Consider the following 11,607-nt stretch of genomic DNA (forward strand, 5'->3'; position numbering starts at 1 on the left):
CTTCCTTCTTGCGGCTGCCGACGAGTAGTACCGCTACCGAGTTTCAAACTCGCCACGCACAGCTTTCTTTTTGATACAGGCTAGAAGGCGAATACACCCGCCCAGGCGGGTGATGAAGCCGACATGGTGAGAAGCAATCCACCAGCCGAACGTCTGTTTTTGAGTTTCACATACAGAGATTTAACTGACAGACCGCTAATCGGTCGGAACGGAGCGGATTCCGAACCGTCCTTCAGAGGCGGCCTGTCCACCCGCGTAACGAGGCAGTATCTGAAAGGGCAGTCGGTGAACGCTACATCCTCGAAAGGTGTGTCTGTGGGGACTGCTCGAAGCAAACCAGACGATACCCACAACTCAGGTGATGCCTGCCTGCGTTCCCGTGGCAAAAACAACACTGGGACGCCGTACACGGTCGAAGACAGGGGTAACGGCCACTTGGCATGGCCAGCAGTCCACCAGTCCGACACTGTGGGACTACCCGTGCCCGAAAGGACTGGTAGTCTGCCGGTTGGACTACGAACCTGAAACTCCCACCGCTCGGGATTCCTCCGCCTGAAGCCGGAGGAGGATGTCAATCGTTGGCTGCACGAACCGGGCGGGCATCTATTTAGAGTCGGATCGACATCTCCAGCTCGAAGCTCTCGGTGCTGATCATCCCGAAACCGACCTTCTTGTAGACCGCGATGGCCGGGTCGTTCCAGCGTTCGACGGTGAGCCAGACGCGTTCGACTCTCGCGTCCTGTGCGGACCCGAGTAGATGTTCGAGCAGTTCGGTGCCGATGCCCGCGCCCTGGTAGGGCCGGACCACAAAGATTGCCAGCTCGTAGCTCCCGTCCTCGTCGGGGACGAGCGTCGCGTGGCCGACCGGGGCGCCGTCGTGGAGCGCCACGACGTTCAGGCAGTCCTCGGCCAGCAACACGTCGAGCCAGTCGCGGATCGGCTCCTCGCGGACCGGTGGAATTCCCTGTGCCCGGTCCTCCGCGTCGAAGTCGAGGTACATCTCGACGAGCGCTCCGACGTCCTCGTCGCTGCCGGTGCGGTACCGGATCTCGCGCCTGTCGCCGTCCGTGACGGTCTCCGGTGGACTCGGGAACTCGCCGGCGGACTCGTCGGGGAACTCCCGGGTCATCTGACGAGAGTCACCGTCGTTTCGGCGTTCAGCAGGACGAACTCGAGTGTTTCGTCGAAGTTGATTTTCCCGAGCGGACTGCGTTCGCCCCCGGCGACGACCAGACGGTCGAACTGCCCCTGCTCTGCGAACTCGACCAGCTGACTCCCGGGATGACCCGAGAGGTGCCGGATTTCTGGGTCCATCCCGGTCTCAGCCAGCTGCTCACGGACTTCGGCCTCGATCTTCTCGGGCGTGCGGGCGATATCGTCGCGGTCGACGACAGCGACCGTCACCTCGTCGCCGGCTTCCTCGGCCCGCGTGACCGTGTCGGCGAGCGCCTCGAACGATCCGTCGCTGCCGCCGATGCCCAGCAGCACGTTCATATCCGTGTGCTCGCACCGACGGGTGAAAAACCCTCAACTCGGTTCCGTGGTCCGTCCGGTCGAAAACGTGTGTCTGACGCACGACCGACGCCGCCGATACGCTTTTTCACCCGGGGCACGGACTCCCGACATGCCCGATTCTCCCGTGTCCGACGCCGACGACCGGCACAGCGACGATCACGATGCCCGGGAGTCCACGACCGAGGACGACCCCGCCGCTCAGACAGACACAGACGGGGCTGAGAACCAGTCGCCCCAGCCGTCCGTGCCCGACGCGGGCGACGTCCCCGGTACGTCCCCACAGCCGTCCGTACCCGAGGATGTCCGGACGTACGACCGATTCAAGAAAATCGAGGGCGGAACCTACGACCGGGCCAACGAGTTCCTCCGGGACCGGACCTACGTCACCGCCCGAGAGTGGGCCATCGCACGACTCTGTGCGGACTTCCGCACCGAGACGGGCGTCGAGATGACCAAGATCGGCGAGAATCTACCCGAACTGGTCCCGTTTATGACCGACACGTACACGCCGCAGGCGGTCAACCAGGCCCGCGCCGCCTTCGAGGAGAAGATCCGCAAGGCCGGTGCGACGTTCCTCTACGGCGCGATGTGTGACTTCTTCACCGCCGAGGAACTGGACGACGTGATGTACGAGGCCACCGAGGTGGCGAAGTTCCTCCTGGAGGTCGAGGGCGTCGAACTCTCCGTCGAGGAGGAACTGGAGGCCGAGGACCGCATCTCCGAGGTCATGCGGGATGTGCGGGAACACTCCACCGCCCTGCGTCACGACGAGTGCCCCCACTGCGGCGGCGAACTGGACGGCGGCGAACACGACACCGGCGGGTCGACCGCCGAAGCTGACGACTAACCACCCTTTTTTATGAGGGCATCGCCGCGCGCCGAAGGCGCGCGGATGCTGGATGCCTTCCGCCCCGCAACACTGAAATTAAACCGTGACGACGAACTGAACGTGACGCCCGAACGAAAGGTACTGCTGATAGACGGATTGGTGGGCGCTGGAGCGCTCCTGAACGGTGCTCTGTGCTTCTCACTGTCGGTCCAGCGGTGGGTCGTTTTCGTGCTCGTCGGGGCAGCCCTCTGGATCACAGGGATCTATTATTGGGTCGACCGGACGGCGACCGAGGAGAGTCTCCGTAACGTGCTCGTGGGAAGTTTCGGAATTGCCGGTCCATTTCTGGTCGGTCTCACGATGGCATTATTGGACTATCCACTGGCCCCCACGGTCGTGGCCGGTGTCATGACCGGGTACGGATTGGGCAGCCTTGGCTATCGCGTCGTCTACGGCCTCGTCCGGCCGATTCCCGATTGTCGACTCGAACGGATGCGTGGGCGGGCGGTCTAGCGGATCATGTAGTAGGGGTCATCGGCGATCCGGGGTTCGAGCACGTCCCGGAGGTCCCGTGCCGTCACGGAGATGACGCGCAGGCCGTTGAGGTCGTGGTGGTTGAGGACGCCGTCGTCGATCAGGTCCCGCTGAATGCTCAGCCGGTCCCAGAAGTAGAGGTAGTTGTTCTTGTCGTAGCTCCGCTGGGTGACTCGTTCTACGCGGCCGCCGGGGTAGCGGACCGTCCCTTCGATTTCGACCGTCTCGCTGCAGGGCACGTCGGTGACCCGCTCGATGTAGTGCAGTTGCGTGCTGATCAACCACCGGGTCCCGATGTCGAGGATGCGCACGTCGTCGCGCTCTAACTGGCCGTAACAGCCGTCCGGGGCGAAGGTATCCCTGACGGTACAGCCGTCGAAGCGGTAGTCCCCGCGCACCTGGATCGAGTGCAGCGGGTCGGCCGTCCGATAGTCGGCCTCATAAAAAACAGGGTGGTGAACGCGCCCAACTCGGGGTCGGAATCCGTGCGGTGGAAGCGACCCGGCTCCCGGAACGACTGGGTGAACGCCGGGGTGAGAATGGCGTCGAACCGGGCGTCGAGGTGGTCGCGGACGAACTCGTAGGGGTCACCGTCGAAGGCCGCGTTCACGTCGCTGAGCCCGACGTGAACGAACACCGCGTCCTCGTCGTAGCCGTCCAGAATCTCGGCGAAGATGGCCTCGTCGACGGGACCGGTCGGCGTCTCGCGCTGGCGGACGGCGTAGTGTTTCGCGCTACTCCAGCGTGTCGTCGCGAGCACTGCGGGCGGGGGCACGTGCGTCCTCCCCGATGGGGTCGGGAGGGCAGCGGTCGGGGGGTCGTCGAACCCGAGTTTCGACCGTATCTCCGGGCGGTGGCGCGCTATCCCGCGGAACTGCCCGCTCGAACCGGTTAGTTATGAAGTGGCCTTCCCGGTCCAACTGCGGTAAGCAGCCGTTAGCCCGCTCGTTCAGGAGTGTGGCTGGCCGTCGCCGCCAGTGTCGTCGCGCTCGATGGACCGGACGTTGACGCCGACCGGGTCGCCGAACCGCTCGTCGGCAGTCTCGCCGGTGTCGGCGGCTTCGAGCGCCGAGTCCGGCCCGAACCGCTTGTAGGCGACCGCCCCCCGGACCAGCGTGAGTTCGGGGAACACCCCCCGTTTCCCCTCGAACGGCGTCCACTCGCAGTCCGAGTGGCAGTCCTCGCCGCGTATCTCGCGGCTCTCACCGGGGTCGACCAGAACGAGGTCGGCGTCCATTCCCTCTGCGATTTCGCCTTTCGTCGGGAGGCCGAACACCTCGGCGACGTTTTTTGCCGTGAGGTCACGGATGCGCTCGTAGGTAATCTCGTCGTTGCGGGCGGCTTCCAACAGGAGCGGGAGGGCAGTCTCGACGCCGGGCACGCCGGAGGGGGCGTCCCAGATGCCGGCGTCTTTCTCCTCGCGGGTGTGGGGAGCGTGGTCGGTCGCGACGATGTCGACGGTGCCGTCGACGACGCGCTCCCAGACCTTGCTGCGGAGGCGCTCGCGGCGCAGCGGTGGGTTCATCCGGCCGAGCGTGTCGAGGCCGTCCAGGTCGCGCCGGGAGAGGAACATGTGGTGGGGGGTGACCTCGCAGGTCATGTCGTGTTCCTCGGCCACGTCGATGCCCTCGGGCGTGGAGGTGTGGGCGACGTGGAGGCGGGCGTCGAAGCGGTCGCCGACCTCGGCGGCGGCCCGGACGGCGGCGGCCTCTGCGCGGGCGGTGCGGTAGGCACTCCAGGCGTCGGCGTCGTCACGTTCTCTCGCACCGGGTTCGAACTCCGCGGCGTCCTCCGCGTGGACGGTGACGACAGCGTCCTGCCGGGCGGCGGTCTTGACCGCGCTAGCGAACAGTTCCACATCGATTCCCATCTCGCCGGTCGAGTCCGCGAGGAAGACCTCGCCCAGCGCAAACATCGGTCGCTGGAGCAGGGCGCTGGGCACCCACTGCTCGGTGACGCCGCCGTTGATACCGAAGTCGACGAGCGACCCCTCGCCTGCGCGCTCGACCTTCTCGTCGAAGGAGGCCCCGTCGATAGTCGGTGGGTCGGTGTTGGGCTGATCGACGACGCAGGTGACGCCACCCGCGGCGGCCGACCGACTCCCGGTCTCCCAGGTCTCCTTGTGGGGGTAGCCGGGTTCTCGGAAGTGGACGTGGGCGTCGATCATCCCAGGCAGGAGCCGCTTGTCGCCGGCGTCGATCAGTCGCTCGTCGGGGCGGTCTGGCACCGGCAGGTCCTCGCCGACGGCCGCGACGGTCTCCCCTTCGACCAGCACGTCGCGTTCTCGGCCGTCCGGAAGCGTCGCGTTCCGAATGAGCATACCCACCATCGGAGCGGGTGGGTCCTAAAACTCGCGGACGGCTCACGCGGCGGCGCGGCCCGACCGGCGAGACCCTGTCACCGACTCACTCACCGGCCCACTCAACCGTCGGCAGGTCGTCGACCCACTCGACACTGCCGAGATGGTCGCCCACCAGCGCGTCTTCGATGCGCATGATGATCGCGACGGGATCGACTTCACCGTCGGCCCGCTCGATGCTCCCGACGGTATCGGGGTCGAACGGCACCGCGAGGGCGTCGTACACCGGTGTGAGGACCGACCCGATGTCGTCGTGACCGTCGACGATGACGGTACCGGCGACCAGCGCCGCGTCGCTCGTGACCCGCTGTGCGATGCCACAGATCTTGCCACCGGCGGCCTGCAACGAGTAACTACCTGGGCAGAAGGCGTCGTCGGGTTCGCCGCGCTCGGCACCGACGCCGACCTCGCGCAGGGCGTCGCGCACACTGACGCGGACGGCCGCGTACCGCTCGTCGATCCCCTGGCGCTCGTCCTCGACGGGTTCGATCCGCGCGAACGCGATGGTGTCGCCCGTGTAGGCGACCGGCCGGCCCCCGACACGGCGCTCACAGACGGGAAACTCCCGCTCGCGAGCGGCCGCGACGGCGGCATCGTACCCGTCGCTGTGTGCGTCTCGGGGGCCGAAGGCAACCTGTCGGTGGGGCCGCCAGACCCGGACCGCGGGCTCACCGGCAGTACCCGCGTGTTCCATCAGGAACCGAGTGACCGCCCGGTCGTCAGCGGCGTCCTCGCCCCGTCCCCGGACCACTCGCATAATAGAACGATGTGGTCCACAGAATAAGGACCTGACGGCTCGCTCCCGACGGGTTGAAACCCGCTCCGGCCCTTCTTCGGTCGATGGCCGTCACGCTCGACGCTGTCGTGCTGGACCGGTATCCCCGGTTCTCGCTGTACAACTCGCCGTACGCCGCCCACGACGAGGGGGCGGCCGTCGACCTGTACCCCGACACCGGCGACGACGGACGGGGCGGTCCCGCCCCCTCGCCGGTCGCCGGCGAAGTCATCGACACCCGCACCGTCGACGCGCCGCCGAAACCCCACGCCACAACCCACGACCACCTGCTCCTCGTGGACTCGGGGGAGTACGTCGCCCGCATCCTCCACGTCGACCCGGCCGTCTCGGCCGGCGACCGGGTCGCGGTCGGGGACTCGCTGGGGCGATTGATCCGTTCGGGATTTTTCGCCCCCTGGGTCGACGACCACATCCACCTCGGTTTTCGGCCGCCAGACGCCAACCACTACCGCGCCTCGGGTTCGCTCCCGCTGGAACTGGGCGTCGACGTGTGTCCGGCGGCCTGGGACGGGACCGGGACGGTCGTCGAGGCCGGCGAGACATACGCCGTGCTGGACGCCCCCGCACACCCGGACCCGGGGGCCGCGTTCGCCGGCGTGGCTGCGACCGTCGACGGGACCGACTGTGTACTGGACGGCGGCTTTGCCCACTACGAAGGCGGTGGTGTCCTCGGCGGGTCGGCTGGGCCGGTCACGCTCCTCGACCGGCGGGTCGGCACGAGCACGGGGCGGACGGTCGCGTGGGACGACGTGACCGTCCGGGCGAACGGAGCGCCGATTACGGGGCTGTCGTTGTTCTGCGGTCGCGAGTCCGTGGGCGTGAAGCTCGTCTGCCCGGACCAGGGGTTCGTGGCCGGGGACGACGTGACGGTCTCACTGCTGCGGACGTGACGCCGCCGCGCCGACGGGTCACGAGTCACGGGTCACGGGTCGAAAGAACCGGTGAGTAAAAGATGGGTGGGTGTACACATACTGCACACATGGCCAACGACCTTCCGGAAGGCGCACCGGTGATGCTCCGGATGTCAGTCGAGCGGGAGAACGGATACCTCTCCTGGCTGGGGGTGCAGATGGGCAACATCGAGTACGGTGAAGCGAACCTGACGATTCCGTTCGACGAGCGGTTCACCGACAAGGAGGCGGACCCGCCGACCGTCCACGACGGCATCGTGACGACGCTGATAGAGCAGACCACGGAGCTCGCGATTCGCACGACGATGCCCGACCCGGTCAACGACCGGGTCGACCTGCTGAGTACCACGGTCAACTCCCTCGACGAGGCGGCCCACGACCTCGAAGCAACCGCAGGTGTCGTCGACACGGGCGACGGATCGGCGGTCGCCGAGGCGTCCGTCAAGAGCCGTGACCCACAGGGCACGCCGGTCATGGTCGCCTCGGGCCAGGCCGTCTACCAGATCGACTAGTCGAAGGCCACCGACTCCAGCGTCGTGACCTCGCCGAACAGCCAGTCGGCGTGGTCAAGCGCGTACTCGTGATGTTCTTCCTCGATGTACCCGATAGCGTCCTTGACTAACACCGGCCGGTAGTCACGTAGCCCGGCACTACCCGCGGTGTGGAGAACACAGACGTTGGCTAACGTTCCACAGAACAGTAGGTCGTCGATTCCCCGTGCCGAGAGCCAGCCGTTCAGCTCCGTCCGGTGGAACGCGTCGTAGGTGTGCTTCTCGACGACGTGGTCCGCCGGCTGCACGTCGAGTCCCTCGACGATTTCGGCCTCCCAGCTACCCTCGAGAACGTGTTCGCCCCACTGCTCGAACTCATCGTAGTAGTGGGCGTCCTCGAACTGTTCCGGTGGGTGGACGTCTCGCGTGTAGACCACCTGTGCGCCGGCGCCGCGTGCTCGCCCGAGCAGGCCGTCGATGGGGTCGACAACGGCCTCACTCTCGGGCGCGTAGAGGCTCCCGTCGGGGTGACAGAAGCCGTTCTGCATGTCCACCACCACTACTGCCGTCGAGTCGGTGTCGAACGCCATGTCCGACCGTACGGCCGGGTCAAAAAAACCCCTTTCCCCGGGCGGTCCACTTTTGACTCGCCAGTTCCAGTAATTGGATATGCGTGCCGTTCACGGACTGATACTCGCTGCCTTTCTCCTCCTCGCTGGCTGCAGTGGCGCTCCGACCACTGGAACTGACGCCCCCGGAACGACCGTCGCCGAGCAGACAGACGCCGGGGCCGCCGAGCAGACAGACGTCGGAGCCACTGAACAGACCGAAGATGGGGCCGCCGAGCAGACAGATACCGGAACCACTGAACAGACCGACACGCCGGGCGAACCCGGGGTCGGGGCGGTTGACCGCGCCGACCCGGCGACGGACCGACTGGGCTGGGAGGCAGGCTACTGGGCCAACGAGTCGCTGTCGGTGACGAACGGCGACGGGTTGAACGCGAGCGAGCGCGAGGCGGTCGTCGCCCGCGCGATGGCCCGTGTCGAGGTCCTCCGGGACCGGGAGTTCCGCGAGTCGGTGCCAGTCGATATCATCTCGCGGGCCGAGTTCCAGAACGAGAGCGCGCCCAGCCTTACAGAGTCGCTTCGCACCTTCGACAACGCGAAGTACGAGGCGATGTTCCTCGTCGGAGAGGACCGTTCCTCTATCCAGGCCCAACTGGACAATCAGGGTGAGAACGTGCTTGGATACTTCGACCCCCGCAACGACACGATCAAACTGGTCGCCGACAGCGGCCAACCGCAGTTGAGCGGCGAGCGGACGCTGGGTCACGAACTCGTCCACGCGCTCCAAGACCAGTACTACAACCTCTCTGCGATTACCGGCGAGACGCGCGACGAAAGCAACGGACAGTCGGCGTTGATCGAGGGTGACGCCCGGACGGTCGGGCTGGCCTACGAGAGCCGCTGTGGTACCGACTGGGACTGTCTCAGCGCGCCTAGTGACTCGCCGTCGCTGTCGGATATCCACGTCGGCATCTACCTGTTGAACTTCTTCCCGTACAGCGACGGCCCGGGGCTAATCTCGGAACTCCGCGAGCGAGACGGCTGGGACGCTGTCGGGGCGGCGTTCGACGACCCGCCAGCGAGCGCCGAGCAGGCGATCTATCCCGAGAGGTACACCGACGCGCGCGACTCACCCGCGACGGTTTCGCTGACCGACACTGCGACCGACGGCTGGACGCGAGTCCGGCCGGAGTCGCCGATTCCGGGGTTCGAGCGCGCCAACTACGGTCGACTGGGTCAGTCCGGGCTGTCGGCGATGTTCGCGTACACCGTGTTCGACCAGTCCGGGCCGGGACTCGTCCCCCCGCGCTCGGTGACCTCTTCCGATCAGTCGGACCCAGTGAACTACGACTACCCGGTGACCGACGGCTGGGCGGGCGACCGACTCCACGTCTACGAGAACGTCGACGCTGGCGCGAACGAGACCGCCTACGTCTGGCGGCTGCGCTGGGACTCGGCCACCGACGCCGGTGACTTCGCCGACGGCTACCGCCGATTGCTCGGGTACTGGGGTGCCAGCCCGGTCGACGGCCGCGAGAACGTCCAGACGATTCCGGAAGACGACAGCTTCGGTGACGCCTTCCGGGTGACCCGCGACGGCGACACTGTGACCGTCGTGAACGCGCCGACCGTCGACGACCTCGACGCGGTTCATCAGCCGTGAAGCGGACGGCCGCCGTACTGACTCTGCTCGCGCTCGTCGCGCTTGCGGGCTGTAACGCGCCTGTCGACGACGGTGGTCGCCCGGACCCTCTTTTCGACCGGGTCGGCTGGGAGGACGGCCACTGGTACGACGACCCCATCTCCGTCTCGACCGAGGATGGCCTGACCGAGCGCGAACGCGAGGCGGTCGTCGCTCGCGCGATGGCCCGAATCGAACACCTCCGTGGCAAGGAGTTCCGCGAATCGGTGCCCGTGACGGTGATCTCCCGGACGGAGTACAGCGAGCGGTACGGCGGTGGCGGCGGGCGGGACCGCTTCGGCGACCAGGTCTCCGAAGCGCTCCTGCTGGTCGGGGAGAACAACTCGACAGCCGACGACCGCGGGCAGGCGCTCGACGCCTCGGTCCAGGGCTTCTACTCGACTCGTCGCGGCGAGATCGTCCTCGTCAGCGACTCGCCCACGCCGACCGTCGACCGGTCGACGCTGGTCCACGAACTCGTCCACGCGCTCCAGCAGCAACGCCTCTCGCTCGGCGTTGCGACCGACAGCCAGGACGCCCGCCGGGCCCAGCTCGGCGTCGTCGAAGGCGAGGCGAACACCCTCCAGAGAACGTACGCCGACCGCTGTGACGCGGAGTGGGACTGCATCGAGCGCCCGGCCCGACAGGGTGGCGGCGGTGGTAACAGCAATCTCAACTTCGGACTGTTTCTGACTATCTACGCGCCCTACGCGGCCGGTCCGGACCTCGTCGAGGCAGTCCGGGACCGCGGTGGCTGGGCGGCCGTCGACGGCCTCTACGACGAGTTCCCCGCGAGCACGGAACAGCTGATTCACCCCGAGGCGTACCCCGACGAGACGCCCGCGTCGGTGACCGTCGCCGACCGATCCGACGGCGAGTGGCGACGGTACAACCGGACGCCGGCCGGCGACACGGCCGGCGAGGCGGCAATCTACGCGATGCTGTGGGCAAACGGTGCACTCGACGTGCAGGGGGCGGCGGTCTACGACTACGACAGTCGTTACTCGGCGGGGTGGGCCGGTGACCGGATCGTCCCCTATCGCAACGGCGATCAGGACGGCTACGTCTGGGCGATCGAGTGGGACACTACCGCCGATGCACGGGAGTTCGTTCGGGCCTATCGGGCGATTCTCTCTGCACGGGCGAGCGGCCGTCCCGCCGAGAATGTGTCCGTTCTGCCCGAGTCCGACGAGTTCGGTGACGCCTTCCGAGTGACCAGAGACGGCCGGCGCGTTCGAATCGTCAACGGGCCGACCGTCGACTCGCTCCCGGCTATCGGCGGCGACGAGTAGGTTTTTCCTCGGCGCGCCGGTACCGCCGCCCATGAGTCCGTTCGACATCGTCTCACCAGAGGCCATCGCCGAGGGCCGCGCGACCGACGCATACTTGGACAGAACCGTCGAGTCGCTCGACCACGCCGGCCACAATCCACACGTCGTCGCCGAGGTCACCGCCGACCAGTTCCCCACCGGTGAGTTCGAGACGCTGGCCGGCGTCAAAGACGCCGCCAACCTGCTCTCTGGCCTGCCGATAGACGCGCACGCGCTTCCGGCCGGTCAACTGTTTGACGGTGGGCCGGTCTGCCGGGTCGAGGGCCCCTACCGCGACCTCGCCGTCTACGAGACCGCGCTCTTGGGCTTTCTCTCGCACGCCTCGGCGGTCGCGACGAACGCCCTGCGGGCGAAACGAGCCGCCCCGGAGTCGCAGGTCCTGAGTTTCGGTACCCGGCACGTCCATCCGTCCATCGCGGCGATGGTCGAACGCAGCGCCCTGGTCGGCGGGATGGACGGCATCTCGAACGTAGCCAGTGCCGACGTGATCGGTCGCGAGGCTGGCGGTACGATGCCCCACGCCCTGCTGATCGCCTTCGGCAAGGGTAATCAGGAGGACGCCTGGCAGGCCTTCGACGAGGCGGTCGCGCC

14 protein-coding genes are annotated in these 11,607 nt (G+C 67.0%); 7 read left to right on the forward strand and 7 right to left on the reverse strand.

The features are described from left to right. Positions 1–607: 607 nt before the first annotated feature. Together Q0964_RS07855 and Q0964_RS07860 are read right to left on the reverse strand one after the other, a co-directional pair. On the reverse strand, positions 608–1,129 hold the full coding sequence (locus Q0964_RS07855) for a GNAT family N-acetyltransferase (protein ID WP_299265639.1): 522 nt from the start codon (positions 1,127–1,129) through the stop codon (positions 608–610). Next, positions 1,126–1,494 (reverse strand): universal stress protein, encoded by a 369-nt coding sequence (locus Q0964_RS07860; protein WP_299265641.1) that lies wholly within the window; start codon positions 1,492–1,494, stop codon positions 1,126–1,128. The genes Q0964_RS07855 and Q0964_RS07860 overlap by 4 nt, the downstream gene beginning before the upstream one ends. A gap of 130 nt (positions 1,495–1,624) precedes the next feature. On the opposite strand from Q0964_RS07860, the gene Q0964_RS07865 reads away from it, so the two are divergent. Both Q0964_RS07865 and Q0964_RS07870 read left to right on the forward strand, forming a co-directional pair. Then, positions 1,625–2,362, forward strand: coding sequence for a DUF5806 family protein (locus Q0964_RS07865; RefSeq protein ID WP_299265644.1), 738 nt, complete (start codon positions 1,625–1,627; stop codon positions 2,360–2,362). Between the two features lie 12 nt (positions 2,363–2,374). Next, positions 2,375–2,857 carry a hypothetical protein gene (locus tag Q0964_RS07870; protein ID WP_299265646.1) on the forward strand — a complete coding sequence of 161 codons (483 nt, stop codon included), beginning with the start codon at positions 2,375–2,377 and terminating at the stop codon, positions 2,855–2,857. On the opposite strand, the gene Q0964_RS07875 is transcribed toward Q0964_RS07870, so the two are convergent. From Q0964_RS07875 to Q0964_RS07890, 4 genes are all read right to left on the reverse strand, one after another. Then, positions 2,854–3,276, reverse strand: a complete 423-nt coding sequence (locus Q0964_RS07875) for an AAC(3) family N-acetyltransferase (RefSeq protein WP_299265649.1) — start codon at positions 3,274–3,276, stop codon at positions 2,854–2,856. The two genes, Q0964_RS07870 and Q0964_RS07875, sit on opposite strands and share 4 nt — an antisense overlap. Next, positions 3,201–3,653, reverse strand: coding sequence for a hypothetical protein (locus Q0964_RS07880; RefSeq protein WP_299265652.1), 453 nt, complete (start codon positions 3,651–3,653; stop codon positions 3,201–3,203). The genes Q0964_RS07875 and Q0964_RS07880 overlap by 76 nt, the downstream gene beginning before the upstream one ends. Before the next feature lie 174 nt (positions 3,654–3,827). Continuing rightward, complete coding sequence (locus tag Q0964_RS07885; RefSeq protein WP_299265655.1) at positions 3,828–5,198, reverse strand: dihydroorotase; 1,371 nt, start codon at positions 5,196–5,198, stop codon at positions 3,828–3,830. A gap of 85 nt (positions 5,199–5,283) precedes the next feature. Continuing rightward, positions 5,284–5,994 carry a lipoate--protein ligase family protein gene (locus Q0964_RS07890; RefSeq protein ID WP_299265657.1) on the reverse strand — a complete coding sequence of 237 codons (711 nt, stop codon included), beginning with the start codon at positions 5,992–5,994 and terminating at the stop codon, positions 5,284–5,286. 83 nt (positions 5,995–6,077) lie between these two features. On the opposite strand from Q0964_RS07890, the gene Q0964_RS07895 reads away from it, so the two are divergent. Next, a complete protein-coding gene (locus Q0964_RS07895; protein ID WP_299265660.1) occupies positions 6,078–6,923 on the forward strand; it encodes a DUF8155 domain-containing protein in 846 nt (281 codons plus the stop codon). Positions 6,924–6,985: 62 nt separating this feature from the next. Further along, a complete protein-coding gene (locus Q0964_RS07900; RefSeq protein WP_299265662.1) occupies positions 6,986–7,456 on the forward strand; it encodes a PaaI family thioesterase in 471 nt (156 codons plus the stop codon). Here the strand turns inward: Q0964_RS07900 and Q0964_RS07905 are convergent. Then, entirely contained in the window at positions 7,453–8,025 is a 573-nt protein-coding gene (locus Q0964_RS07905) for a cysteine hydrolase family protein (protein ID WP_299265665.1), read from the reverse strand. The genes Q0964_RS07900 and Q0964_RS07905 overlap by 4 nt on opposite strands. 79 nt (positions 8,026–8,104) lie before the next feature. Between Q0964_RS07905 and Q0964_RS07910 the strand changes: the two genes are divergently transcribed. The 3 genes from Q0964_RS07910 to Q0964_RS07920 form a co-directional block, all read left to right on the forward strand. Continuing rightward, positions 8,105–9,667: an Hvo_1808 family surface protein gene (locus tag Q0964_RS07910; RefSeq protein ID WP_299265668.1), complete on the forward strand. Its 1,563-nt coding sequence runs from the start codon at positions 8,105–8,107 to the stop codon at positions 9,665–9,667. Further along, a complete protein-coding gene (locus Q0964_RS07915; RefSeq protein WP_299265670.1) occupies positions 9,664–10,977 on the forward strand; it encodes an Hvo_1808 family surface protein in 1,314 nt (437 codons plus the stop codon). The genes Q0964_RS07910 and Q0964_RS07915 overlap by 4 nt, the downstream gene beginning before the upstream one ends. Before the next feature lie 31 nt (positions 10,978–11,008). Further along, the coding region (locus Q0964_RS07920) for a nicotinate phosphoribosyltransferase (protein ID WP_299265672.1) at positions 11,009–11,607 on the forward strand (599 nt) is incomplete at its 3' end.

The sequence above is a fragment of the Halorientalis sp. genome, assembly GCF_028275115.1.
Taxonomy (GTDB): domain Archaea; phylum Halobacteriota; class Halobacteria; order Halobacteriales; family Haloarculaceae; genus Halorientalis.

Bases quoted from the DNA above. Each gene is read 5' to 3' on its own strand.
- Q0964_RS07855 (WP_299265639.1), bottom strand. From the start codon at position 1,129: ATGACCCGGGAGTTCCCCGACGAGTCCGCCGGCGAGTTCCCGAGTCCA.
- Q0964_RS07860 (WP_299265641.1), bottom strand. From the start codon at position 1,494: ATGAACGTGCTGCTGGGCATCGGCGGCAGCGACGGATCGTTCGAGGCG.
- Q0964_RS07865 (WP_299265644.1), top strand. From the start codon at position 1,625: ATGCCCGATTCTCCCGTGTCCGACGCCGACGACCGGCACAGCGACGAT.
- Q0964_RS07870 (WP_299265646.1), top strand. From the start codon at position 2,375: ATGAGGGCATCGCCGCGCGCCGAAGGCGCGCGGATGCTGGATGCCTTC.
- Q0964_RS07885 (WP_299265655.1), bottom strand. From the start codon at position 5,198: ATGCTCATTCGGAACGCGACGCTTCCGGACGGCCGAGAACGCGACGTG.
- Q0964_RS07890 (WP_299265657.1), bottom strand. From the start codon at position 5,994: ATGCGAGTGGTCCGGGGACGGGGCGAGGACGCCGCTGACGACCGGGCG.
- Q0964_RS07895 (WP_299265660.1), top strand. From the start codon at position 6,078: ATGGCCGTCACGCTCGACGCTGTCGTGCTGGACCGGTATCCCCGGTTC.
- Q0964_RS07900 (WP_299265662.1), top strand. From the start codon at position 6,986: ATGGGTGGGTGTACACATACTGCACACATGGCCAACGACCTTCCGGAA.
- Q0964_RS07905 (WP_299265665.1), bottom strand. From the start codon at position 8,025: ATGGCGTTCGACACCGACTCGACGGCAGTAGTGGTGGTGGACATGCAG.
- Q0964_RS07910 (WP_299265668.1), top strand. From the start codon at position 8,105: ATGCGTGCCGTTCACGGACTGATACTCGCTGCCTTTCTCCTCCTCGCT.